The 24,474-nt window shown below is 70.7% G+C and carries 15 protein-coding genes and 1 riboswitch; of the genes, 11 read left to right on the top strand and 4 right to left on the bottom strand.

Going from position 1 to position 24,474, the window contains the following annotated elements:
- Positions 1-29: 29 nt before the first annotated feature.
- From shc to ITI46_RS15700, 4 genes are all read left to right on the top strand, one after another.
- The gene (gene shc / locus ITI46_RS15715; protein ID WP_209240170.1) at positions 30-2,030 is read left to right on the top strand and encodes a squalene--hopene cyclase; all 2,001 of its coding nucleotides are present in this window, start codon (positions 30-32) and stop codon (positions 2,028-2,030) included.
- Complete coding sequence (locus tag ITI46_RS15710; protein WP_209240169.1) at positions 2,030-2,698, top strand: phosphorylase family protein; 669 nt, start codon at positions 2,030-2,032, stop codon at positions 2,696-2,698. The genes shc and ITI46_RS15710 overlap by 1 nt, the downstream gene beginning before the upstream one ends.
- A gap of 7 nt (positions 2,699-2,705) precedes the next feature.
- The gene (hpnH, locus tag ITI46_RS15705) at positions 2,706-3,728 is read left to right on the top strand and encodes an adenosyl-hopene transferase HpnH (protein WP_209240168.1); all 1,023 of its coding nucleotides are present in this window, start codon (positions 2,706-2,708) and stop codon (positions 3,726-3,728) included.
- A gap of 127 nt (positions 3,729-3,855) precedes the next feature.
- Positions 3,856-5,235: an aspartate aminotransferase family protein gene (locus ITI46_RS15700; RefSeq protein WP_209240167.1), complete on the top strand. Its 1,380-nt coding sequence runs from the start codon at positions 3,856-3,858 to the stop codon at positions 5,233-5,235.
- Positions 5,236-5,369: 134 nt separating this feature from the next.
- Here the strand turns inward: ITI46_RS15700 and metE are convergent, their stop codons facing one another.
- Positions 5,370-7,730, bottom strand: a complete 2,361-nt coding sequence (gene metE, locus ITI46_RS15695; protein WP_209240166.1) for a 5-methyltetrahydropteroyltriglutamate--homocysteine S-methyltransferase — start codon at positions 7,728-7,730, stop codon at positions 5,370-5,372.
- Positions 7,731-7,890: 160 nt separating this feature from the next.
- Positions 7,891-8,110, bottom strand: a riboswitch (cobalamin riboswitch).
- 28 nt (positions 8,111-8,138) lie between these two features.
- On the bottom strand, positions 8,139-8,948 hold the full coding sequence (locus tag ITI46_RS15690; RefSeq protein WP_209240165.1) for a tyrosine-protein phosphatase: 810 nt from the start codon (positions 8,946-8,948) through the stop codon (positions 8,139-8,141).
- 561 nt (positions 8,949-9,509) lie between these two features.
- Between ITI46_RS15690 and ITI46_RS15685 the strand changes: the two genes are divergently transcribed.
- From ITI46_RS15685 to ITI46_RS15665, 5 genes are all read left to right on the top strand, one after another.
- Positions 9,510-11,144, top strand: coding sequence for a BCCT family transporter (locus ITI46_RS15685; RefSeq protein WP_209240164.1), 1,635 nt, complete (start codon positions 9,510-9,512; stop codon positions 11,142-11,144).
- A 142-nt stretch (positions 11,145-11,286) separates the two neighbouring features.
- Positions 11,287-12,027: an alpha-ketoglutarate-dependent dioxygenase AlkB family protein gene (locus ITI46_RS15680; protein ID WP_209240163.1), complete on the top strand. Its 741-nt coding sequence runs from the start codon at positions 11,287-11,289 to the stop codon at positions 12,025-12,027.
- 304 nt (positions 12,028-12,331) lie between these two features.
- The gene (locus ITI46_RS15675; RefSeq protein ID WP_307808185.1) at positions 12,332-14,056 is read left to right on the top strand and encodes a sensor histidine kinase; all 1,725 of its coding nucleotides are present in this window, start codon (positions 12,332-12,334) and stop codon (positions 14,054-14,056) included.
- Positions 14,057-14,218: 162 nt separating this feature from the next.
- A complete protein-coding gene (lacZ, locus tag ITI46_RS15670; RefSeq protein ID WP_247746050.1) occupies positions 14,219-17,401 on the top strand; it encodes a beta-galactosidase, LacZ type in 3,183 nt (1,060 codons plus the stop codon).
- Positions 17,402-17,477: 76 nt separating this feature from the next.
- Positions 17,478-18,413, top strand: coding sequence for an alpha/beta fold hydrolase (locus tag ITI46_RS15665; RefSeq protein ID WP_209240161.1), 936 nt, complete (start codon positions 17,478-17,480; stop codon positions 18,411-18,413).
- Between the two features lie 28 nt (positions 18,414-18,441).
- Here the strand turns inward: ITI46_RS15665 and ITI46_RS15660 are convergent, their stop codons facing one another.
- Positions 18,442-20,628 carry a putative bifunctional diguanylate cyclase/phosphodiesterase gene (locus ITI46_RS15660; protein WP_307808184.1) on the bottom strand — a complete coding sequence of 729 codons (2,187 nt, stop codon included), beginning with the start codon at positions 20,626-20,628 and terminating at the stop codon, positions 18,442-18,444.
- Positions 20,625-21,446, bottom strand: coding sequence for an SAM-dependent methyltransferase (locus ITI46_RS15655; protein WP_209240160.1), 822 nt, complete (start codon positions 21,444-21,446; stop codon positions 20,625-20,627). Before ITI46_RS15655 ends, ITI46_RS15660 begins: the two co-directional genes overlap by 4 nt.
- A gap of 239 nt (positions 21,447-21,685) precedes the next feature.
- Between ITI46_RS15655 and ITI46_RS15650 the strand changes: the two genes are divergently transcribed.
- The gene (locus tag ITI46_RS15650) at positions 21,686-23,287 is read left to right on the top strand and encodes an ABC transporter substrate-binding protein (RefSeq protein ID WP_209240159.1); all 1,602 of its coding nucleotides are present in this window, start codon (positions 21,686-21,688) and stop codon (positions 23,285-23,287) included.
- Between the two features lie 68 nt (positions 23,288-23,355).
- Entirely contained in the window at positions 23,356-24,315 is a 960-nt protein-coding gene (locus ITI46_RS15645) for an ABC transporter permease (RefSeq protein ID WP_247746049.1), read from the top strand.
- The last annotated feature ends 159 nt before the right edge of the window (positions 24,316-24,474 follow it).

Genomic DNA, 24,474 nt, shown 5'->3' with positions numbered 1-24,474 from the left:
AGCAATCGGACACTTCGGAAGGAGAAGGGATGACAGCCACCACGGACGGCCCCGCTGGACCCGGCGTCTCCGGTACGAAGAACGCAGAACGCGAAACTCCCGCCACCGCCCCCACGGGCACCGGCGACATCACTGCCCTCGCAGAGCGGACCGCGGCCCGCGCCGTCGACCACCTGCTGGCCCGGCAGGACGAGGCCGGCTGGTGGAAGGGCGATCTGGAAACCAACATCACCATGGATGCCGAGGATCTGCTGCTGCGGGAGTTCCTCGGCATCCGCGACGAGCGCACCTTCGCCGCCGCCGCCCGGTTCATCCGCTCCCGGCAGCGCGAGGACGGCGCCTGGGCCACCTTCCACGGGGGGCCAGGGGATCTGTCCGCCACCGTCGAGGGATACGTCGCCCTCAAGCTCGCCGGCGACGACCCCGAGGCCCCCCATATGACGCGCGCCGCGCAGTGGGTGCGCGAGCACGGGGGAGTGGCCCGCAGCCGGGTCTTCACCCGCATCTGGCTCGCGCTGTTCGGCTGGTGGCGCTGGGAGGACCTGCCCGAACTGCCCCCGGAGATCATCTGGTTCCCCAAGTGGGTGCCGCTCAACATCTACGACTTCGGCTGCTGGGCCCGGCAGACCATCGTGCCGCTGACCGTCGTCTCCGCTTTCCGGCCCGTGCACCCCGCGCCGTTCCGCCTGGACGAGCTGCACCGCGACCCGGCCCGCCCGGTGCCCTTCACCCCGATGGCGCCCGCCACCACCTGGGACGGCGCCTTCCAGCGCATCGACCGCGCCCTGCACGCCTACCGCAAGGTCGCCTCCCGCAGACTGCGCCGCGCGGCACTGAAGGAAGCCTCGCGCTGGATCATCGAACGGCAGGAGAACGACGGCTGCTGGGGCGGTATCCAGCCGCCCGCCGTCTACTCGCTGATCGCGCTCCGGCTGCTCGGCTACGACCTCGACCACCCCGTGATGCGGGCAGGACTGGAGTCGCTGGACCGCTTCGCCGTCTGGCCCGACGAGCAGACCAGGATGATCGAGGCATGCCAGTCCCCGGTCTGGGACACCTGCCTGGCCTCCATCGCGCTGGCCGACGCCGGGCTGCCCCGCGACCACCCGGCGCTGGTCAAGGCCGCCGACTGGATGCTGGGCGAACAGGTCGTACGCCCCGGCGACTGGTCCGTGCGCCGCCCCCACCTGGTCCCCGGCGGCTGGGCGTTCGAGTTCCACAACGACAACTACCCCGACACCGACGACACCGCCGAAGTCGCCCTCGCGCTGCGCCGTATCCGGCACCCCGACCCCGAGCGGGTCGAGCGGGCCCTCAGCAGGGCCGTGCGCTGGAACCTCGGCATGCAGTCGGGGAACGGCGCCTGGGGCGCCTTCGACGTCGACAACACCAGCACGTTCCCCAACCGGCTGCCGTTCTGCGACTTCGGCGAGGTCATCGACCCGCCGTCGGCCGATGTGACGGCGCACGTGGTGGAGATGCTGGCCGCCGAGGGCAAGCAGCACGACCCGCGCACCCGTAAGGCCGTCTCCTGGCTGCTGGCCGAACAGGAGGCCGACGGCTCCTGGTTCGGCCGCTGGGGCGTCAACTACCTCTACGGCACCGGATCGGTCGTCCCGGCGCTGGTGGCAGCGGGACTGCCCACCTCGCACCCCGCCATCCGGCGCGCCGTGCGCTGGCTGGAGAGCGTCCAGAACGACGATGGAGGCTGGGGTGAGGATCTGCGCTCCTACATCGACGCCGAGTGGATCGCCAACGGGACCTCGACCGCCTCGCAGACCGGGTGGGCGCTGATGGCGCTGCTCGCCGCCGGTGAGAAGGACAGCAAGGCCGTCGAACGGGGCATCGGCTGGCTGGCCAGGACCCAGCGCGAGGACGGCTACTGGGACGAGCCCTGCTTCACCGGCACCGGCTTCCCCTGGGACTTCTCGATCAACTACCACCTCTACCGGATGGTCTTCCCCCTCACGGCACTCGGCCGCTATCTGCACGGCGACGGACTGGAGCGGGTCGTGAGGCGTGACGCCTGATGGACACCCCGGCGGCCCCGGACCCGCTGCTGCTGACGTGTGCGCTCGGCATCGAGCACCTCGCGCTGCGCCGCGGACCGGGGCGCGGCCCGGGCCGCGCCGACCCGAACGGGGGAACCGGCCCCGGCAATGTGCGGCTGCTCCGCACCGGCATGGGCGCGCAGGCGGCCCGGCGCGCCATGACCCAGGCCCTCGCGCGGGAGGCGGTGCCCGGCGGCACCGCTGTGCTGGCCACCGGCTTCTGCGCGGGACTGGTGCCCGGCATGCGCCCGGGGGACCTGGTGGTGGCCGCCGAGACCCGTGACCCGCGCGGGCGCACCCCCTGCACCGGCACCGGACTGCTGGCCGACGCGCTGGCCGGGTACGGCACTGTCCACGTGGGCCCGCTGGCGGGTACCGACCAGTTGGTACGCGGCCGGGCCAGGGCTGCGCTGCACGAGACCGGAGCCATCGCCGCCGACATGGAGTCCGCCGCCACGCTGGACGCCGCCGCAGCGGGCACGGCCCGGCGTCCGGTTGCGGCCGTACGGGTGGTGGTGGACGCTCCGGGCCATGAACTGATCCGCATCGGGACACTGCGGGGTGGAATATCGGCATTCCGCGTCCTTCGCGGTGTCCTGCCCGCATTCCTCGAATGGCACCGATCCCTGCTGCTCCCCTGGAGGTGAGCCAGAAATGGCCATGCCGCTCCGCCAGACGCTCCGTATCGGGACGTACCTCTTCCAGCAGAAACTCCGCAAGCGGGAGAAGTTCCCCCTCATCGTGGAGCTCGAGCCGCTGTTCGCGTGCAACCTCAAGTGCGAGGGCTGCGGAAAGATCCAGCACCCCGCCGGAGTGCTCAAGCAGCGGATGCCGGTGGCGCAGGCGGTGGGGGCCGTGCTGGAGTCCGGGGCACCGATGGTCTCCATCGCGGGCGGCGAGCCGCTGATGCACCCGCAGATCGGGGAGATCGTGCGGCAGCTGGTCGCCCGGCGTAAATATGTATTTCTTTGCACCAATGCCATGCTGCTGCGCAAGAAGTTGGACGAGTTCAAGCCTTCCCCCTATTTCGCGTTCGCCGTGCACATCGACGGCCTCCGGGAGCGGCACGACGAATCCGTCGCGAAGGAGGGGGTGTTCGACGAGGCGGTGGCGGCGATGAAGGAGGCCAAGCGCCGCGGATTCCGCGTCACGACGAACTCCACCTTCTTCAACACGGACACCCCGCAGACCGTCATCGAGGTGCTGAACTACCTCAACGACGAACTGAAGGTGGACGAGATGATGGTCTCCCCCGCCTACGCCTACGAAAAGGCGCCCGACCAGGAGCACTTCCTGGGCGTCGAGCAGACCAGAGAGCTGTTCAAGAAGGCGTTCGCCGGGGGCAACAGGGAGCGGTGGCGGCTCAACCACAGCCCGCTCTTCCTCGACTTCCTGGAGGGAAAGGCCGACTTCGACTGCACCGCCTGGGCCATTCCCAACTACTCCCTCTTCGGCTGGCAGCGGCCCTGCTATCTGATGAGCGACGGCTATGTGCCCACCTACCGGGAGCTGGTGGAGGAGACCGACTGGGACAAGTACGGCCGCGGCAAGGACCCGCGCTGCGCCAACTGCATGGCGCACTGCGGATACGAGCCAACCGCGGTACTGGCCACCATGGGGTCTCTCCGGGAGTCCCTGCGCGCCGCCCGCGCGACCGCGGGCAGCGCCTCTCACTGAGCCCGGACCGATTCGCCAGAGCAGGGGGGCCGACCATGTCCTTGCTGGAGTACACCGACAGACCAGGCGACCTCGATGCACCGCGGGACGTCCAGGGCGCAGCCCGCACGGGTGAGGGGAGCATGGTGTGACCGGCTTCGACCTGACGAAGCTGCTGGCCGAGCGGAGCGGCGAGCGCTACGAGCTGCACCTGCGCCACCTCAACCACCAGCTGCCGCGCATGCTGCACACCATTGGCTTCGACAAGGTCTACGAGCGTGCCGAAGGTGCGTACTTCTACGACGCCGACGGGAACGACTACCTCGACATGCTCGCCGGGTTCGGCGTCATGGGCGTCGGCCGTCACCACCCCGTCGTACGGCAGGCGCTGCACGACGTGCTGGACGCGCAGCTGGCCGACCTCACCCGCTTCGACTGCCAGCCGCTGCCCGGGCTGCTGGCCGAGAAACTGCTGGCGTACGCGCCCGGGCTCGACCGGGTCTTCTTCGGCAACAGCGGCACCGAGGCCGTGGAGACGGCGCTGAAGTTCGCCCGCTGCGCCACCGGCAGGCCCAGGGTGCTGTACTGCGCACACGCCTTCCACGGGCTGACCACCGGCTCGCTCTCCGTCAACGGTGAGGACGGGTTCCGCGACGGGTTCGCCCCGCTGCTGCCCGACACCCCCGTCCCGCTGGGCGATCTGGCGGCGCTGGAGCGGGAGTTGCGCAGAAAGGACGTGGCGGCGCTCGTCGTCGAGCCCATCCAGGGCAAGGGCGTGCACGCGGCCCCGCCCGGCTATCTGCGTGCCGCCCGCGAGCTGCTGCACAAGTACGGGGCGCTGCTGATCGCCGACGAGGTGCAGACGGGGCTGGGCCGCACCGGTGACTTCTTCGCCTACCAGCACGAGAAGGACGTCGACCCCGATCTGGTGTGTGTGGCCAAGTCGCTCTCCGGGGGCTACGTCCCGGTCGGGGCGACGCTCGGCAAGGAGTGGGTCTTCAAGAAGGTCTACTCGTCCATGGACCGGGTGCTGGTCCACTCCGCCAGCTTCGGCTCCAACGCCCAGGCCATGGCCGCCGGGCTGGCCACCCTCGCCGTCATGGACGACGAACGCCTCACCGAGAACGCCCGCCGTACCGGCGATCTGCTGCGCGCCCGGCTCGCCGCGCTGGTGGACAGGTACGAGCTGCTGCACGAGGTGCGGGGCCGGGGGCTGATGATCGGCATCGAGTTCGGCAAGCCGAAGTCGCTGAAGCTGCGCAGCCGCTGGACGATGCTGCAGGCTGCCCGCAAGGGGCTGTTCGCGCAGATGGTCGTGGTTCCCCTGCTGCAGAAGCACCGCATCCTCACCCAGGTCTCCGGGGACCATCTGGAGGTCATCAAACTGATCCCGCCACTGGTGATCGGCCAGGAGGAAGTCGAGCGCTTTGTGGCCGCGTTCACCCAGGTCATGGACGACGCCCACAGCGGCGGCCTGATGTGGGACTTCGGCCGCACACTGGTCCGCCAGGCGGTGGCCAACCGCTGAGGGATCCCCGCGCCCCGAAAGGGGCGCGGGGAACTGCGCGACCAGCCACAGCGCATGCCGCACTCTGCGACGAACAGGCAGGGGCAGCCCGTGACCAGCCGCGCAGCCCTCCCGGGGTCAACTAGGTCAACTGCTCAGTGCGGACGCGGCAGCTCAGCGCGCACCGTACGGGCCGCCTCGACCAGGTTCTCCAGCGCAGCCCGCGTCTCCGGCCAACCCCGGGTCTTCAGCCCACAATCCGGGTTGACCCACAACCGGTCGGCGGGAATGGCCGTAAGGCCCTTGCGCAGCAGGGCCGCCATCTCCTCGACCCCCGGAACCCGCGGCGAGTGGATGTCGTACACACCGGGGCCCGCCTCACGGGGGTAGCCGTGCGAGGCCAGCTCGTCGGCGACCTGCATGTGGGAGCGGGCGGCCTCCAGGGAGATGGCGTCCGCGTCCAGTTCGGCGATGGCGTCGATCACATCGCCGAACTCCGCGTAGCACATATGGGTGTGGATCCGGGTGTCCGGGCGCACCCCGCTGGTGGTGAGCCGGAAAGCCGCCGTCGCCCAGGCCAGATATCCGGCCCGGTCGGCGGCGCGCAGCGGCAGCGTCTCGCGCAGCGCCGGCTCGTCGACCTGGATGACGGCGGTCCCCGCGGCTTCCAGCTCGCACACCTCGTCGCGCAGCGCGAGGGCCACCTGGCGCGCCGTCTCGGACACCGGCTGGTCGTCCCGTACGAACGACCAGGCGAGCATGGTCACCGGGCCGGTGAGCATCCCCTTGACCGGGCGGGAGGTCAGCGACTGGGCGTACTTCGTCCAGCGGACCGACATCGGCCGCTCTCGCGCGACGTCGCCCGCGAGGATCGGCGGGCGCACATAGCGGGTGCCGTAGGACTGCACCCAGCCGTGCCGGGTGGCCAGGTACCCGGTGAGCTGTTCGGCGAAGTACTGCACCATGTCGCTGCGTTCGGGCTCGCCGTGCACCAGGACATCGAGACCGGCCTCCTCCTGGAAGGCGACCACTTCGCGGATCTCGGCGGCGACCCGCTCCTCGTAGCCGGCCTCGTCCAGCCGGCCGGCCCGCAGCCCTGCCCGGGCCGCGCGCAGTTCGGCGGTCTGCGGGAACGAGCCGATGGTGGTGGTCGGCAGTGGCGGCAGCCCCAGCCGGGAGCGCTGTGCTGCCGTCCGCCGCGCGAACGGCAGCGGCCGCCGGGTGTCCGCTTCGGTGACGGCGGCCGAGCGGGCCCGTACGGCCTTGTCGTGGGTGAGCGGCGAGGCCGCACGGGAGGCCAGATCGGCGCGGTTGGCGGCCAGCTCCGCGCCGATCGCGCCGGTCCCCTCGGACAGCCCGCGCGCCAGCGTGACGGCCTCCGTCACCTTCTGCCGCGCGAACGCCAGCCAGCGGGCGACCTGCGGATCCATCCGGCGCTCTGCGCGGGCGTCCAGCGGTACGTGCAGCAGCGAGCAGGAGGCCGCCACATCCACCCGCGCCGCGAGGCCCAGCAGGGTGGCGAGGGTGGCGATGGAGCGCTCGTAGTCGTCGATCCACACATTGCGGCCGTCGATCACGCCCGCGACCAGCCGCTTTCCCGGCAGTCCGCCGACCGCCGCGAGGGCGTCCAGATTGCCGGCGGCGCGCCCTGTGAAGTCGAGCGCCAGCCCCTCCACGGGCGCCTTCGCCAGCACCGGCAGCGCCTCGCCGAGCCGGTCGAAGTAGGAGGCGACCAGCAGCCGCGGCCGGTCGGCGAGCCCGCCGAGGGCCTGGTACGCCTGCGCCGCCGCCTCCAGCTCGGCATCGGTGCGGTCCTGCACCAGCGCGGGCTCGTCCAGCTGCACCCACTGTGCGCCGGCGGCGCGCAGGTCGGCGAGGACTTCCGCGTAGACCGGCAGCAGCCGCTCCAGCAGCGTCAGCGGCTCGAAGTCGGGGGCCACACCGGGCGCCGGTTTGGCCAGCAGAAGGTAGGTGACGGGTCCGACGAGGACCGGCCGGGCCGACTTCAGGCCCAGCGCGAGCGCTTCCTTCAGCTCGGCTGTCTGCTTGCCCGAGTCCGCCTTGAAGACGGTGTCAGGACCGAGTTCGGGCACCAGATAGTGGTAGTTGGTGTCGAACCACTTGGTCATCTCCAGCGGCGGGGCCTCCTGCGTGCCGCGGGCCATGGCGAAGTAGCCGGCCAGCGGGTCCGCCGCCACGGCCTCCCGGTGCCGCTCGGGGACGGCGCCGACCATCACGGTGGTGTCCAGCACATGGTCGTAGTACGAGAAGTCGCCCGTGGGCACCTCGTGCAGGCCCGCCTCGGTCAGCTGCCGCCAGTTGGCGCGGCGCAGCCCGGCGGCCGTCTCATGGAGGGCCTGGGCGGTGACGCTGCCCTTCCAGTAGCCCTCGATCGCCTTCTTCAGCTCCCGGTCGGGGCCCTGGCGGGGGTAGCCGTACACCGTGGCGCGCACCGGTGCAGGCGGGGGAGTGGTGGCCCGGTTCGCTGCTGTACGGGCCGGTTGTGGCGCTGTCACGCAACTCTCCTTCGCGAGATGTCTCCAGCGCTCCCGGATTGCGGGACGAGGACGCGAAGGGTGGCGGCACGGGCCGCGGACGCGTGGCTGGGGTCCGCCGCCTGCTGCGCTGTGCTCTCCGACCCGCCCTCGAGGTCTCCGGGAGGACCGTACGCGTGTGGACGCGTACGGGCAGCGGGCAGGTCTTCGGACTCGCGGGCGCGCCTGCCGGTCTCCCGGCGGGCACCTACTGGCCGTCGCTTCCCGGACCGTGGGTCCAGTGCGTATGACGGCGGTCGTTCCCGCTCACCGCTGCGGGGCAGTCCCGGATTCGCACCGGGTTCCCTCTTACGACGCCTCCCGCCTGGCCGGCGGGGCGAACCAGCTGCGGGCCCAGCATAGCCCGGAGCGGGCCGGGCGCAGGGTGCCTCAGGGTTCCAGCAGGCGGGACTGCAACCGGGTGCGGGTCGCGGGGGAGAACTTGAGGCCCTGCGTCAGATAGGCGTCGACGTCGCCCCAGAGCTCGTCGATGGTGGTGAACGCCGCGTGGAGGTAGGCGGCGCGGGCGTCGAAGAGGGGGGCGAGCAGTTCCAGGACCTCGGGGGACATCCCGGCCCTGGATTTGCTGCTGCGGTAGATCTTGTACCGCCGGTGCGGCTGGTTGGACTGGAGGTAGTCCTCCTCGATGGCGGTCCGCTCGACGCCGAGCGCCAGCAGCGTGACGGCGATCGAGAGGCCCGCCCGGTCCTTGCCGGCCGCGCAGTGCATCAGCGCGGGCACGCTGTCCTCGGCGAGGGCGTGCAGGATGCGGCTGTGCTCCGCAGTGCGCTCGCGGATCATGGTGCTGTAGGAGTCGGTCATCCGCCGGGCGGCGAGCCCGTCGCCGAGGATCGCCCGCAGCTGGTCCAGCTCCCCGTCCCGCACCAGCCGCCAGAACTCGGCACCGTCGGCCGGGTCGGAGAGCGGGAGGTTGACGTTGCGGACGCCCGGCAGCTCGATGTCGGGGCCGTCGAGCGCCTGGTCGGCGGAGTTGCGGAAGTCGAAGACCGTGTGCAGCTTCAGCTCGCCGAGGAAGGCGGCGTCCTCCGGCGTCGCGTGTGCCAGGTGCCCGCTGCGGAAGAGCACCCCCCGCCGCACCCGGCGCCCGTCCATCGTCGGCAGGCCCCCGACATCCCGGAAATTCCGTACCCCGGTCAGCACCGTTTCGGCGGGCTCCACACTCACGCGCGCTCCTAGCATCTGCGACGACCGTCCGTCCGACCATAAGCCATGGATGCCTGAGGCGATCAGACCTTGGAAGGTGACCCGTACGACGTTCTGCGGGGCGCCACGGGGCGCCACGGGGCGCGGCCGGGACGGCACCGTGGAAGTGCCGTCCCGGCTGTGCCGCCGCGCCTCACTCCGGGCGGGGAACGGCCTCGCGCGGACCGGCCCTCCGAGCGGGGGCCGGGGCGGCGCTGTGTCGTGTCGCCCCTTTGCGCCTGTTTGCGGGGCTTCTCGTCGCTGACGCCGGGAGCGGTCCTGACAGTGGCTGGTTGAGCGCGGAATCGGTGTTTTTGAGCGGGCGGTCAACGGCTGTCCACGCCATCTCCTGGAGCCGTCAACAGCGGCCTTTTACAGGGCAGTTACCTTCCGGATCACGAATGTGCAACAGAAGAAGCCGCGACGTGCGGCGGGTTGGCCGAAAGTGCCACCATCAACGCTCAACGCGGCCGGGACGATCATTGGCGAACGCACATTCATGATGCCCGCTGATTCCGGAACCGCTTCAGTGAACTCCCCACCTCTTGGGACTACTCAATGCTGGATCAGCTACAACGCAGGCTGGGTCTCCGTACCGACTCGGTCATCTTCTTCGCTTCCGCCGCGCTGACGATCCTCTTCGTCGTCACCACGATCTCGCTGACCGACACGGTCGACAGCGTCTTCACCAAGGCGTCCGACTGGATCCTCACGAACCTGGGCTGGTTCTACATCCTCGGCGTCACCACGTTCGTGCTCTTCCTGATCTGGATCGCGCTCAGCCGCTACGGGCACGTCCGGCTGGGAGGGCAGGACACGCGCCCCGAGTACAGCAACGGCGCGTGGTTCGCGATGCTCTTCGCGGCCGGGATCGGCACCATCCTGATGTTCTGGGGGGTCGCCGAGCCGATCAGCCACTATGCGGACCCGCCCGAGCAGGGCGTCAAGCCGGAGTCGGCGCACGCTGCCGAGCGGGCGATGGCCTTCGCGCTCTACCACTTCGGGCTGCACACCTGGGCCATCTTCTGCCTCCCCGCGCTGGCCTTCGCCTACTTCGTCTACCAGCGCGGGCTGCCCTTCCGGGTGAGCTCGATCCTGCACCCGCTGCTGGGTGACCGGATCAACGGCCCGATCGGCAAGATCGTCGATGTCACGGCCGTGGTGGGCACCCTCTTCGGTGTCTCGGTCTCCATCGGGCTGGGCACCTTGCAGATCAACAGCGGTCTGCACGAGCTCTTCGGCCTCCCGCAGAACAAGCTCGTCCAGGTGCTGCTGATCGCTGTCGTCACGGCGATCGCCACCGCCTCGGTGATGAGCGGCCTGGACAAGGGCATCAAGATCCTGTCCAACATCAACATCCTGATGGCCGTCGGCCTGCTGATCTTCGTTCTGGTCGCCGGGCCCACGCTCTTCATGGCCAAGGGCATCGTCGAGACGACCGGGACCTATGTGAGCTCCGTGGTGCCGCTGTCGTTCTGGAACGACACCTTCGCCAACACCGGCTGGCAGGGCAACTGGACGGTCTTCTACTGGGCCTGGACCATCACCTGGTCGCCGTTCGTCGGTATCTTCGTCGCCCGTATCTCCAAGGGGCGTACGATCCGCGAGTTCGTGATGGGCGTGCTGGCGCTGCCCTCCGCCTTCACGGTGATCTGGTTCAGCATCTTCGGCATGGGCTCGTTCGACATCGAGATGAACGGCTCGGGTGGGCTGGTCAAGGCCGTCGTGAAGGAGGGCGACGTCCCCGGCGCGCTCTTCACCTTCCTGCAGAACTACCCGGCGGCCACCCTCATCTCGGCGCTGTCGGTGCTGATCGTGGTCATCTTCTTCACCACCTCGGCCGACTCCGCCTCCATGGTGGTCGACATGCTCTGTGAGCGGGTGGACGAGAAGCTGCCCACCCCGACCCGGCAGCGTGTCTTCTGGGCCGTCACCCAGGGCGTGGTCGGCGGCACCCTGCTGGCGGCCACCGGCAAGAGCGGGCTGGACGCCCTGCAGCAGGTGATCACGGTCATCGGACTGCCGTTCTTCGTGATCGCCTTCGTGATGATGTTCTCGCTGCTGCGGGCATTGAGGGAGGACTTCCCGGAGCTGGGCCGCGACCCGCTTGCCAAGCAGCTGGCGGCACGGAGTGCCACCCCGGCCGAACCGCCCGAGCAGGCCGCCGAGGCGGAGAAGGAGCCGGTCGGCTGAGTCCATGTCCCGCGGCTTCGGCTGAGGTGGGGTGACGTTCCACGCAGCGGATGGCACCCGTGCACATCGAGAGGGGCCGGTCCGGTCGGGCCGGCCCCTCTCGCATTGCCCGCCCTCGGATCCGCTGCGGCAGAATCGACGAATGGGTGTAGGTGAGCTGTTCCCGCGGGAGCCGGAGGAGGTCGCCGTCGGCGCTGCCCACCTGCCGGACAGGCTGTCCTGGGAGGAGCAGCACAAGCTGCTCGCGGCGTGCCGGGAGTGGGCGAAGCCGCCGGCCGGGCTGCGCACTGTACGGCTGCCCGGCGGCAAGGAGATGTCGGTCAGGCAGCTGTCTCTCGGATGGCACTGGGGCCCGGTGCCCAGCTGCCCGGACTGCGGTCAGGCCGTGCGGCAGCCTCCGCCTTCCTGCGCGCGGCACCAGTATCCGTACGCGTACGGGCCGACCGTGGCCGACGGTGGCGGGGAGCCGGTGAGGCCGTTTCCGGACTGGCTGGGGGAGTGGGCGCGGGCCGCGGTGGACGCGGCGAACGCGGTGCTGAGGGAGCCGGTCGCCGGCGCCGGGCCCTGCGCCGTTCCGTACGACATCGCGCTGGTCAACTTCTACGGCGACGGGGCGCGCATGGGCATGCACCGGGACAGTGACGAGCGCTCGGCCGCGCCCGTCGTCTCCTTCAGTCTCGGGGACAGCTGTGTCTTCCGCTTCGGGAACACCGAGGGGCGGGGCAGGCCGTGGCGGGATGTGGAACTGCGCAGCGGCGACGTCTTCGTCTTCGGCGGGCCCGCACGGCTGGCGTACCACGGCGTGCCCCGGACCGAGCCCGGCTCGGCGCCGCCCGCACTGGGCCTGCGGGGGCGGGTGAACGTCACCGTCAGGGCGTACTGAACGCGGTTGAGCTGGTGCGAACACAGCACGCCCCGCGCGGAGTTGAGCGGGCGCGGCCTGTCAAGCGGGAGCCGGGCTGGTTCACTCTTTAGGAGCTGGCGAACCCTGGCGAATGCTTCGTACGGGGCAAGGCGGGGCCGGGCAGCGGGCTAGCGTGACCTCGGCGTCGACGGCCCCAGCTGTCCCTGCAGCGCTGCGTCTTCCACCGCTCACCTGCCTCAACTCTTTCGAGGAACCCATGGCCGAACCCCCGAGCTCCGCGGCGAAAAACGGAAGAGGATCATCCAATTCTTCTTCCCCCGCCGTGCCACCGTCCGGCTCTCCCGAACGGAACGTCCCTGCACGGCGCCGCCACGGCCGCACCAGGGCGCAGGCCCGGGCACGCGAGCACGTGGGCGACGCCGCCGTACGCCGCCGCCTGGTACGCCTCGCCGTACTGCCCTGCGGACTGGTCGCGGTCACCGGCGCCGTCGTCGCCGGGTGTCTGCTCGCGGACCGCGACGGCACCCGCCCGGTCGGCGCCGGGCTCTCGGCCGTACTGGTCGTCGGCGCACTGGTGGTGTGCGGGGTGCTCGGCACCGCGGGCATGCTCGCCGCGGCCGAGGCCCGCGGTACGGCGGCACGCTGCGCGGCGCTGCGGCGAAGCCTGGTGCGGGGCCAGGCCGAGCTGCGGTCGATGCTGTGGGCGCTGCGGCACGGCGAGCGCCCGGTGACCCGCACTCGGGCCCCCGAGACCGAGCCGGACGGCGACGCCCTCGACCTGCTCGGCCACCAGGCGGCGCTCGCCCAGTGCGCCGCGGAGACCGCCGTCGTGGAGGCGATCGGCCTGACCGCCCAGGCGCGCGGCGGCGGCGAGGAGCGGGCCCAGGTCTTCCTCAGCCTCGCCCGCAGGCTCCAGTCGCTGGTGCACCGGGAGATCGAGCTGATCGACGAGCTGGAGAACGAGGTGGAGGACCCGGAACTGCTCAAGGGCGTCTTCAACGTCGACCACCTCGCCACCCGTACCCGCCGCCACGCGGAGAACCTGGCCGTACTGGGCGGTGCCGTCGCACAGCGGCAGTGGGCGCGCCCCGTCTCCCTCTCCGAGGTGCTGCGCTCCGCCGTCGCGGAGGTCGAGCAGTACACCCGGGTCCAGCTGGTGCCCCCGGTCGAGGGCACGGTGCGTGGGCACGCCGTCGCCGATGTCATCCATCTGCTGGCCGAACTGGTCGAGAACGCCACGGTGTTCTCCGCGCCGGACACCCAAGTGCTGGTGCGCACCCAGCGGGTCACCGCCGGACTCGCGGTCGAGATCGAGGACCGGGGGCGCGGCATGGACCCGGGCGTACAGAACCGGCTCAACGCGGTGCTGGCCGAACCGGACCGGATCAACGTCCCCGAGCTGGTGCGGGACGGGCGCATCGGCCTCTACGTCATCTCGGCACTCGCCCGCCGTCACGGCATCGTCGTCCAGCTCCAGAGCAACATCTACGGCGGAGTGCAGGCCGTCGCCGTGCTGCCCTGGCGCCTGCTGGGCAGCCCCCGCGGACAGGATGCCTCCCTGCCGCCGGAAACCGCGCCGCGCCCCGACGCGGAAGTCGCTCCCGCGGCCGTGGGGGCGAAGGCGGATGCGGAGCCGGGCCGGGACTCCGGCGCCGGCCAGGAGTCCGGCCCCGATCCGCGACCGCGGGCCCGGGCGCGGGGGAAGGCGAGCGGGCCCGCCACCCCGTTGCCGTTGGGGACGCCCGGTGCCCGTGCGGAAGGCGAGGCCGAGGGGGAGCGCCCGCCGCTGCCGGTGCGGAGCCGTCAGAAGCACATCGCCCCGCAGCTGCGCGAGCCGGGACGGCCGCGGCGGGCCGACGGCCGCCCCACCGGAGAGGCACACGATCCCGGGCTGATGGCCGCGTTCCGGCGGCGCCGCACCCTGGCGGAGGAGGCCGACCGCCACTCGGACGAGACCACGGCGGCGGGGGAGTCGTCCCGCCGCCACCCGGCGGCCGTGGCGCGGCATGCGCGTCCGCAGGGCGAAGAGCACGGCCATGGCGAGTGAGGCTCCAGCTGAGGCTGCCGAAAGGGCCGAAGTCGCCCTTCTGGAGGCGGCGTTGGTACGGGCGTTGGAAGGGGGGCGGCAGCGACTATGAGGATGAAAGAAGCTGTGCGAAAGCGTTGATGCCCATTTGAATCTGTGGTGTCTTGTGGAGTCATGAATGCGATGCCATGGGCACGACGGAGTTTTCTGGCGACGACAGGCGGCGTTCTGGCGGGCTGGGCCGCCTTCCGCGAGCAGAAGGCGGCCTTCGCCGCCGAACGCAGACAGGGCGCCACGGCCCCGGACGGCCGGGAGTGGGATGCCGATCCCACCGTCTTCGAGGTCAACCGCGAACCGGCACGCGCGGCCCTGATCCCCTACCGCGACCCGAAAGCCGCACTGCGCGGCGGCCACGAATCCAGCCCGTACTACCGCTCGCTGAACGGGAGGTGGCGCTTCCGCTGGTCGGAGAACCCCGACAAGCGCCCGGACGGGTTCCACCGCACCGATTTCGACGACTGCGACTGGGACCTGCTGCCCGTGCCGTCCAACTGGGAGATCCAGGGCTACCGGGAGCCCATCTACCTGAACATCAAGTACCCCTGGACCGGTTACGAGAAGCCCGAACCGCCGCACGTCCCCAGGAAGTTCAACCCTGTCGGCTCCTACCGCCGCACCTTCACCGTGCCCGGCGGCTGGCGCGGCAGGCGCACCCTGATCTCGTTCCAGGGGGTGAAGTCGGCCTTCTTCGTGTGGGTGAACGGCGAGCGGGTCGGCTACAGCGAGGACAGCTACACGCCGGCCGAGTTCGACATCGGCGAGCACCTGAAGGACGGCGAGAACACGCTCGCCGTACAGGTCCACCGCTGGTCCGACGGCAGTTGGCTGGAGGACCAGGACATGATCGACCTGTCCGGGATCTTCCGCGACGTGTATCTGTACTCGGTGCCCCGCGTCCATCTCCACGACGCCGAGGTCCGCACCGAGCTCGACGGCGCCCTCACCGAAGCCGGCCTCACCGTGCGTACCCGGATACGCGACACCACCGGCGGGACAGCGGGGAAGTACACCGTCTCCGGCACGCTCTACGACGCGGACGGGCGCCAGGTCGAGACCGGCCCGCTCACCGGCAGCGCCGAGCCGCCGGCCGGCGGCATCGCCGACCTGGAGCTGACCGGCACCGTGCACCGGCCGAAGCTGTGGTCGGCGGAGAGCCCCAGCCTCTACACGCTGGTGCTGACAGTGCGGGACCCCGGCGGCGGCCGCAGCGAGGTCCACCGGGTGCGGTTCGGCTTCCGCAAGCTCACCTTCGGCCCCGGAAAGCTGGAGATCAACGGCAAGCCGCTGCTCTTCGCCGGCACCAACCGGCACGAGACCGACCCCGTGCACGGACAGGCCGTGCCCGAGGAGACGATGCTGCGCGACATCAAGCTGATGAAGCAGCACAACATCAACGCCGTCCGCACCTCGCACTACCCCAACTCGCCCCGCTGGCTGGAGCTGTGCGACGAGTACGGCCTGTACGTCGTCGGCGAGACCAATCTGGAGACCCACGAGGTGCGCGACACCCTCCCCGGATCGCTCGCCGAATGGACGGCGGCCTGTCTGGACCGGGCGCGCAGCATGCTGGAGCGCGACAAGAACCACCCCTGCGTGGTGCTGTGGTCGCTCGGCAACGAGGCGGGCAGCGGCGACAACTTCCGCAAGATGGCCGACTGGTTCCACCAGCGCGACCCGAGCCGTCCCGTGCACTACGAGGGCATGAGCTCCGTGGCCGACGTGGAGTCCCGGATGTACGCCAAGCCCGACGAGGTCGAGAAGTACGGTGAGTCGGGCGGCGAAAAGCCGTTCATGCTGTGCGAGTACGCGCACTCCATGGGCAACAGCACCGGCAACCTCCAGGAGTACTGGGACCTCTTCGAGAAGTACTCCAACCTGCACGGCGGCTTCATCTGGGACTGGGTGGACCAGACGATCAGAAAGCCGGTCCCCGGCGACCCCTCCCGCAGCTACCTGTCGTACGGCGGCGACTGGGTGGAGGGCTATCCGACGGACGGCAACTTCTGCTGCAACGGCGTCGTCCGCGGCGACCGCGAGGTCAACCCCGCCATGAGCGAGGTCAAACGCGTCTACCAGCGGATCGCGTTCTCGGGCGGCAAGGCCGCCGAGGGCGAGATCGGACTCGTCAACAAGCAGCTCTTCAGCGGCCTGGACGCCTACGAACTGCGCTGGGAGGTCACCCGCGACGGGGAGCGCGTCCAGCACGGCACCCTGCGCCCGCCCCGTACCGGACCCGGCGGCACCGGCACCGTACGGCTGCCCCTCGACCGCCCGGCCGAGCCGGAACCCGGCGCCGAGTACTGGCTCAACCTCTCCCTCGTGCTGCGGCAGGGCACCTCCTGGGCGGAGGCGGGGCACGAGGTGGCCGGGGGTCAGTTCCAGCTCACCGCCTGGCAGAAACCGGCTCCCGAGGAGCCGGGGGACGGGAAGCTGCCGCCCGTCGAGTACGAGGAGACTGGCGAGAAGGTCACCGTCACGGGCCGGGACTTCACCGTCACCCTCGACAAGGCACGCGGCACCCTCGCCGGCTTCCGGCACAAGGGCGTCACCCTGCTCGCCGAAGGCCCGGTGCCCAACTTCTGGCGCGCCCCCACCGACAACGACCGTGGCCGGAACTTCCACGAGACCGCCAGGACATGGAAGGAGGCGGGCGCCAAGCGCACCACCGACGAGGTGAAGGTCGCCCGCAAGAGCCGCTCCGTCGTCACCATTGAGGTCCGCAGCACCCTGCCGACCTCCCCGGCGACCTGCGCGTACACCACCGTCTTCACCGTGCGCGGCGACGCCGAGATACGGGTGGCCCACACCCTGGAACCCGGCAAGGGCCTGCCCGATCTCCCGGTGGTCGGCGCGCTGCTCACCCTCCCCGAGGGGCTGTCCGCCTTCGGCTGGTACGGCCGCGGCCCGCACGAGAACTACCAGGACCGCGCGACCGGCGCCCGCGTCGGCCGCTACCGCTCCACCGTGGAGCAGCAGTTCACGCCGTACGTACGGCCGCAGCAGTGCGGCAACGTCACCGGCGTGCGCTGGGGCGAGCTGACCGGCAAGCACGGTGCGGGGCTGCGGGTGACCACCGAGGACGGCGACCATCTCGAGCTGAGCGCCCTCCGCTACGCGCCGGAGGACCTGGACGGACCGGCACACCCCTACGAGCTCAAGCCCAGGAAGGAGACCGTGCTCGGCGTCAACCACCGGCAGATGGGCGTCGGCGGCAACGACTCCTGGGGCGCACCGCCGCTGGAGAAGTACCTCCTTCACGCGGACCACACCTACCGCTACGGTTACCGCCTGCGCCCGGCGCGGTGATCCGCGCCGCGCAGCGCGGCAGCAGCCGAACGGAACGGGCCGAGAGCTGAAGGCCGAGAGCCGAAAGGGGCCGAGTGTGGCGGAACGGCGGGACGAGAGCACGACCGTGGCAGACGGGACACCGGTGGCGACCTACACCTGGCTGCCCCAGGGCGATGTCCGCGCCTTGGTCCAGATCGCACACGGCGCCGCCGAACACGCGCTGCGCTACGACCGGTTCGCCCGCAGGCTCGCGGCCGGCGGATACGCCGTCGTCGCCTCCGACCACCGGGGGCACGGCGCGACGGCGCCCCACACCGGCGGCTACGGCGCCGTGGGCGCCGAGGGCTGGCGGGCCACGGTCGCCGACCTCAAGGAGGTCGGCGACCGGGCCCGTGCCCATCTGCCCTCCGACGCCCCGTTCTTCCTCCTCGGCCACAGCATGGGCTCCCAGCTTGCCCGCGACTACGCCCAGGAGTACGGCGAGGAGCTGTCCGGGCTGGTGCTCTCGGGCACCTTCCGCTCGCTGCCCGGCTGCGAGACGGAGAGCGCCGTGCAGCAGCTGGAGCGGGAGATCGCCGAGCGCGGGCGGGACGCGCCGTCCGACTTCACCGCCGAGCTCTTCAGCTCCTTCAACGACCCCTTCGAGCACCGCACCGGCTTCGAATGGCTCTCCCGCGACGAGGTCGAGGTCGACATCTACGCCCAGGACGAGCGCTGCGGCTTCCCCTTCAGCGCGGGCCTGTCCCTGGACTGGGTGCTCGGCTCCCGCAAGATCAACGATCCGGAGCAGTTCGCCCGCATCCCGCGCTCACTGCCGGTCCACATCGCCGTCGGCGACCAGGATCCGTGCAATCAGCGCATGACGCTCGTCTACGAACTCCTGGAGGACTTCCGCTATCTGGGCACCCGTGATCTGAGCTGGCGCGCGTACGACGGCGCACGGCACGAGATCCTCAACGAGACCGTACGGGACGAGGTCGAGGCCGACCTGGTGGAGTGGTTCGAGAGCCACCTGGACCTGGGCCCCTAGGGCCGGCCCGACCGTACGAGGGGCACCCTCATCCCGTGGGTGCCCAGTCCTTCGCGAACTCGCCCGGCGAGGACGGACGCGCGTAGTACCACCCCTGCGCCGTGTCGCAGCCCAGGTCGCGCAGCTGGTCGGCCTGGCTCTCGGTCTCCACCCCCTCGACGGTGACCGCCAGGCCCAGCGCGTGTGCGAGCGAGACGATGCCCTCCACGAAGGTGAGGTCCACCGGGTCGGCCGGGTGCTGCTGGAGGCCCTGGGTGAAGGAGCGGTCCAGCTTGAGCGTGGTGGCGGGCAGCTTGCGCAGGTTGGCCAGGTTGGAGTAGCCGGTGCCGAAGTCGTCCAGCGCGATGTCGACGCCGATCTCGGCCAGCTGCCACAGCGGCTTGAGCTCGTCCTCGTCCGCGCCGATCAGCGCGCTCTCGGTCACCTCGAGGCACAGCGACGAGGGCTCCACACCCGCCGACTCCAGCACGGCGATGGTGTCGGGCACCAGGTCGGGATGGTGCAGCTGCCTGGGCGAGAGGTTGACGTTGACCCGCAGCGGGTCCCCGTCCGACCAGGCGCAGGTCTGCGCCACGGCCTGCTCCAGCACCCAGCGGCCCAACGGCACGATGAGCCCGGTGTGTTCGGCCAGCGGGATGAACCGGTCGGGGCCGAGCCGCCCGTGCACCGGATGCTTCCAGCGCACCAGCGCCTCGGCGCCGTCCACCCGGCCGTCGCTCATCCGGATCAGCGGCTGGTACTCCAGGAAGAACTCGTCCCGCTCCAGCGCCGCGGGCAGCCGGTTGGTGAGGCTGTGCCGGTCTATGGCCCGCGCTTCCGAGTCCGGGTCGGCCAGCTCGTAGCGGTTGCCGCCGGCGTCCTTGGCCCGGTACATGGTGATGTCGGCGCTGCGCAGCACCTCGGCCGGCTCCAGCTCGCCCGAGGCTCCCTCGACGATGCCGATGCTGGCACGGACCGACAGCTCGCGCCCGTCCACCGAGATCGGCGTCGCCAGCGCCGCCAGCAGGGCCCGGGCCAGACAGGTGACCTCCTCCGTGCCCTCGGGGTCGGACATGAGCACGACGAACTCGTCACCGCCTATCCGGGCCACCAGATGCGCCGGCGCGGTGGTGCAGGACTGCAGCCGCTCGCCGACCGCGATCAGGAGCTGGTCGCCGACGGCGTGCCCCAGGCTGTCGTTGACCGTCTTGAAGCCGTCGATGTCCAGATAGCACAGCCCGAACCTGCCGACTCCGTTGCCGGGCGTCAGGATGCGGTCCAGGCGCTCGGCGAACAGCGTGCGGTTCGGCAGCCCGGTCAGCTCGTCGTGGGTCGCCTCGTAGCGCAGCCGCAGATGCAGCAGGCGGCGCTCGGTGATGTCCTCCATCAGGGCGAGCTGGTAGCGGGGTTCGCCCTCGGCGTCGCGCAGCAGCGAGACGGTCAGATTGGTCCACAGCACCGTGCCGTCGGGGCGCTGGTAGGGCTTCTCCACCCGGAAGTGGTCGCGTCGCCCGGCGGCCAGTTCGCGGTGCAGCCGCCAGACGTCCGGTGCGTCGTCCGGGTGCACCCAGTCGTTGATGTTCCGGCGGCGCATCTCCTCCTCGGAGTGCCCGAACATCCTGGCGAGGGCGCCGTTGGCGTCGCGCAGCCTGCCGTTCATGTCGGCGATGCCGATCCCGATGGTGGCGTCCTTGAAGACGGCCCTGAAGCGGGTCTCCGATGCGTGCAGGGCCTCCTCGACGGCCGTCTGCGCGGCCAGCGCGGCACGCGAGAGCGCCTCCTGCTCGGCCAGTGTGCGCTCCTGTACCGCGAGCGTGAATCCGGCGGCGATGGCGTGCTGGAGCCGGGAGCAGCGCGAGCGGGCCTCGTCCACGCCGAGTGTGTCGGGAGTTCCCGCGTAGAGCACCAGATAGGACTCGACGACGCCGAGGATGTGCGGCAGCGCGTCGGGGCTGGTGCAGTGTGCCTCCTTCACCAGCACTTCGCCGACCTCCCGGCCGGGTGCGGGGGTGAACGGGTAGGCGTGCAGCGCCTCCGCCAGCTTGCCGGCCAGCGGGTGTAGGAAATCCTCCAACTCGGCGCGGGAGAGCGAGGTCTGGGTGGCGGGGTAGACGGTGCGGCTCCAGATCCGGGCGAAGCGGCGAAGGCCGTCCTCCTCTTCCGCCGCTCCGGTGCTGCCGCCGCGGGCCGGGCTCGTATGCCCCTCGTCCTTCTCGGTCTCGTCCTGGGAGCTCACTCGGCGAGTCCCGCCTTACGGCCGACTCCGGCGAACCCGCTGTAGACGACGGGGTCCTCGTGCTCCGTGGGACTGTCGGGGCGCCAGCGCGGCAGCGCGACCAGACCCGGCTCCACCATCTCGAACTCCTCGAAGAACTGCGCGATTTCGTCCTTGGACCGGATGATCAGCGGGGCGCTCGCGGTGCTGTAGACCTCCTGCAAGGCGGCGCCCCGGTCGCGCACGGGCCCGCCGTCGGGGGACCCGTGGGAGAGCACCAGCAGGCTGCCGGGCGCCAGGTGGCGGGCCAACTCCGCGATGGACTTGCGGGGTTCGTCGCGGTCCTCGATGAAGTGCAGCAGCGCGACGAGCATCAGCACCAGCGGCTTGTCCAGATCCAGCAGGTTCTCGACCTCGGGGCTCTCCAGGATGTCCTGCGGCGAGCGGAAGTCCGCCGAGACGATGCCGGCCCTGCTGTCGCCCTCCAGCACCGCGCGGCTGTGCGCCACGGCGACCGGGTCGTTGTCGACGTAGACGACGCGTGCGCTGCGGTCCAGCGCGTGGGCCACCTCGTGGACGTTGCCGAAGGTGGGGATGCCCGAGCCGATGTCGAGGAACTGGTTGATCCCCTCCTGGATGGCGAAGCGGATGGCCCGGCGCATGAAGGCACGGTTGGCCTGCATGACCTTCGGCAGCCCCGGCCACGCCTGGATGGCCTGCCGTGCCGCAGCCCTGTCGACCTCGAAGTTGTGCGAACCGCCCAGGTAGTAGTCGTACATCCGCGACACGCTCGGCACGGTGAGATCGATGCCCTGCGGGGCCCAGGCGGGACGTTCCATCGAAGGGGTCTCCAGCTCGCTTCATTCACCGGGGAGTTCCGGTCGGGCCCATGAGGCTACTGACCGAGAAGCGGCGCGTGGAAGAAAACAGCGTTACTGGGGCTGGATCTTGCCCGGGCCTTGACAGTAGGTCCGGGAGGTATCGGGGCATAGCGCACCGCGTGCGGCATGGTTTAATCGAAGCTAATTGCGAATCGATTGCAAGAGCGAGTGATCTTGAACAGGGAGTGTGCCACAAGATGCCTGCCCGGACGGTACGGACAGCCACCGCGATGGCGACCGCCGCCGTCGTCCTCACGGCGGCCACGGCGTGCTCGGCGCCCGGCGACGGCGACGGTGACGGTCCGGGCGGCGGCACGGACTCCCTGACGGTGGGCGTGACACAGGAGCCGGAAACCCTCAGCCCTCTGCTGGGTTACGGCAAAGAGGGCAACTCGAAGCTATTCGACGGCCTGCTCACCCACGACGCCAAGATGAACCTGCGACCCGCGCTCGCCACCCACCTGCCCAAGGTGAGCGAGGACGGCCGGACCTACACCTACGACCTGCGCAAGGGCGTCACCTTCAGCGACGGCAGACCCTTCACCGCGAAGGACGTCGTCTACACCTACGAGACGATCCTCGACAAGAAGACCAACAACGCCTCCAAGGGCGAGCTGGACGCCATCGAGAGCGTCCGCGCAGTGGGCGGGCACCGGGTCGTCTTCCGGCTTAAATACCCCTACGCGGCGTTCGCCGAGCGCACCGTACTGCCCATCGCCTCGCAGGCCGTCGCCTCGAAGACCGACGTCAACACCGGCTCCTACAACACCAAGCCGGTCGGCACCGGCCCCTACATCCTCACCAGCTGGCGCAAGGGCGAGAAGCTCAGCTTCAAGGCCAACCCGCACTACTGGGGCGGCAGACCGAAGGTCAAGCGCTTCACCGTCGCCGTCATCGAGGACGACGACGTACGCGCCACCCGGCTGCGCTCCGGCGATCTGAACGGCGCCATCCTCCCGCCCAACCTCGCCAAGGCGTATGAGGAGGACGAGGGGAAGCGCACCTTCAGCGCGGAGACGGCCGACTACCGCGCCGTCACCCTCCCCAGCGGCAACCCCGTCACCCGTGACAAGGCCGTCCGCCGCGCCCTCGACCTCGCCGTCGACCGCAAGGCCATGGTCAAGTCGGTGCTCAGCGGCGCGGGCAAGCCCGCGTACGGCCCGCTGCCCACCGACAGCCCCTGGTTCGCCAAGGGCACCGAACGCCCCCACGACCTGTCCCGCGCCAAAAAGATCCTCGCCAAGGCCGGCTGGAAGCCCGGCAAGGACGGCATCCGCGTCAAGCACGGCAGGCGCGCGGCGTTCACCCTCTGGTACTTCTCCGGCGACAAGCTCCGCCAGGACCACGCCCTGGCCTACGCCTCCGACGCGAAGAAGGCCGGCATCGACGTCAAGGTGCAGGCCGGCAGCCGCGAGGCCGTCCGCCCCAGGCTCGGGCACGACGCGATGCTGATGGGCAACGGCTTCCCCGCCGACCCCGACTTCGACCTCTACCCGACCCTGCACTCCTCGCAGATCGGTGACGGCTGGAACAACCTCGCCCACTACCGCGACAAGACCGTCGACGAGCAACTGGACATTGCGCGTCGCAGCGGCGACGCCAAGGTGCGCAAGACCGCGTACGACAAGGTGCAGCGCGCTCTCGCGGAGAACCCCGGGTACACCTTCCTGACTTACATCGATCACGTCTACGTCGTGGACGACAAGTGGCGCGGCCTCACCACCCAGATCGAACCCCACGACCACGGCATCGGCGCGGGCCCCTGGTGGGACCTCCAGGACTGGCAGCCGGAAGAATGAGGGGCGCAACCACCGCTTGTGAGCAGTCGTTCCGCAGGGGCAGCCCGCGATGGCGCCCCGCAACGCGCATGGTGGGGCGGCGGTTGCTCGCCGCGGTACCCGTGCTGGTGGCGGTCACATTCGGGGTGTTCGCCCTGGCGGCAGCGTCGCCGTTCGACCCCGTACAGCAGTACGCCGGAGCAGCCGGTCTCAACGCCTCGCAGGAAACCCTGGACCAGCTGCGCAGCAACCTGCACGTGGACGGGCCGTTTCCGCGGCGCTGGTGGGACTGGCTGACCAGTGCGCTGACGGGGGATCTGGGGGAGTCCACCTCGCTGCGGCAACCCGTCGCGCAGGTCATCGGCGAACGGCTGGGCTGGTCGGTGCTGTTGTGCGCGGCGGGCTTCGCCTGCGCCGTCCTGGCCGGCACAACCCTCGGCGTCGCCGCGGCACGCCGCAGGGGCGGCGCGTTCGACCGGACCGTCACCTCGCTCGCCTACACCCTGGAGGCCGCACCTCCGTTCTGGCTCGGGCTGCTGGGCATCTGGCTGTTCGCCGTCCAGCTCGACGTACTGCCCGCGGGCGGACTCACCGACTCCGGCAGCGACTTGGTCACCGCCGGCGCACTGGTGCGCCATCTCGCGCTGCCCGCACTGGTGCTGGCCGTCGCACAGGTTCCGTGGTTCCTGCTGTACGTACGGCAGGGCGTCGGTGACGCGCTGGAGGAGGACGCCGTACGCGGGGCCCGCGCCCGGGGGCTGGCCGAGCGCACGGTGCTGCTGCGGCACGCGCTGCGCTCGGGGCTGTTGCCGCTGCTGACGCTGGTCGGCTCGCGGGTGCCCGAACTCATCACCGGCGCACTGCTGGTGGAGACCGTCTTCAGCTGGCCCGGTATCGCCTCGGCCACCGTCAAGGCCGCCACAGCGACGGACTTCCCGCTGCTGGCGGCCCTCACCACGCTGGCCACGGTGGCGGTGCTGGCCGGAAACCTGCTCTCGGACCTGCTGTACGGGCTGGCCGACCCGCGCGTCGCACTGGAGGAGATGTGAACGCAGTGCTGCAGACCGGCCCGGCGCTCGGCGCCGGCAGCGGCCGCACCCTGCGGGTGCGCGCCTCGGCCGCCGTGCTGCTGGCCGTGGCGGGCGCGGTGCTGCTGGTGCCACTGCTGCTCCCGCTGGACGAGCAGGCCGTCGACATGGCCCACAAGC

The organism is Streptomyces oryzae (assembly GCF_017676365.1).
Taxonomy (GTDB): domain Bacteria; phylum Actinomycetota; class Actinomycetes; order Streptomycetales; family Streptomycetaceae; genus Streptomyces; species Streptomyces oryzae.
The sequence above is the reverse complement of the archived record's forward strand: the minus strand, read 5'-3'. Positions and strand labels throughout refer to the sequence as shown.

Bases quoted from the DNA above. Each gene is read 5' to 3' on its own strand.
- shc (WP_209240170.1), top strand. From the start codon at position 30: ATGACAGCCACCACGGACGGCCCCGCTGGACCCGGCGTCTCCGGTACG.
- ITI46_RS15685 (WP_209240164.1), top strand. From the start codon at position 9,510: ATGCTGGATCAGCTACAACGCAGGCTGGGTCTCCGTACCGACTCGGTC.
- ITI46_RS15690 (WP_209240165.1), bottom strand. From the start codon at position 8,948: ATGCTAGGAGCGCGCGTGAGTGTGGAGCCCGCCGAAACGGTGCTGACC.
- ITI46_RS15680 (WP_209240163.1), top strand. From the start codon at position 11,287: ATGGGTGTAGGTGAGCTGTTCCCGCGGGAGCCGGAGGAGGTCGCCGTC.
- ITI46_RS15650 (WP_209240159.1), top strand. From the start codon at position 21,686: ATGCCTGCCCGGACGGTACGGACAGCCACCGCGATGGCGACCGCCGCC.
- ITI46_RS15645 (WP_247746049.1), top strand. From the start codon at position 23,356: ATGGTGGGGCGGCGGTTGCTCGCCGCGGTACCCGTGCTGGTGGCGGTC.
- ITI46_RS15710 (WP_209240169.1), top strand. From the start codon at position 2,030: ATGGACACCCCGGCGGCCCCGGACCCGCTGCTGCTGACGTGTGCGCTC.
- lacZ (WP_247746050.1), top strand. From the start codon at position 14,219: ATGCCATGGGCACGACGGAGTTTTCTGGCGACGACAGGCGGCGTTCTG.
- ITI46_RS15655 (WP_209240160.1), bottom strand. From the start codon at position 21,446: ATGGAACGTCCCGCCTGGGCCCCGCAGGGCATCGATCTCACCGTGCCG.
- hpnH (WP_209240168.1), top strand. From the start codon at position 2,706: ATGGCCATGCCGCTCCGCCAGACGCTCCGTATCGGGACGTACCTCTTC.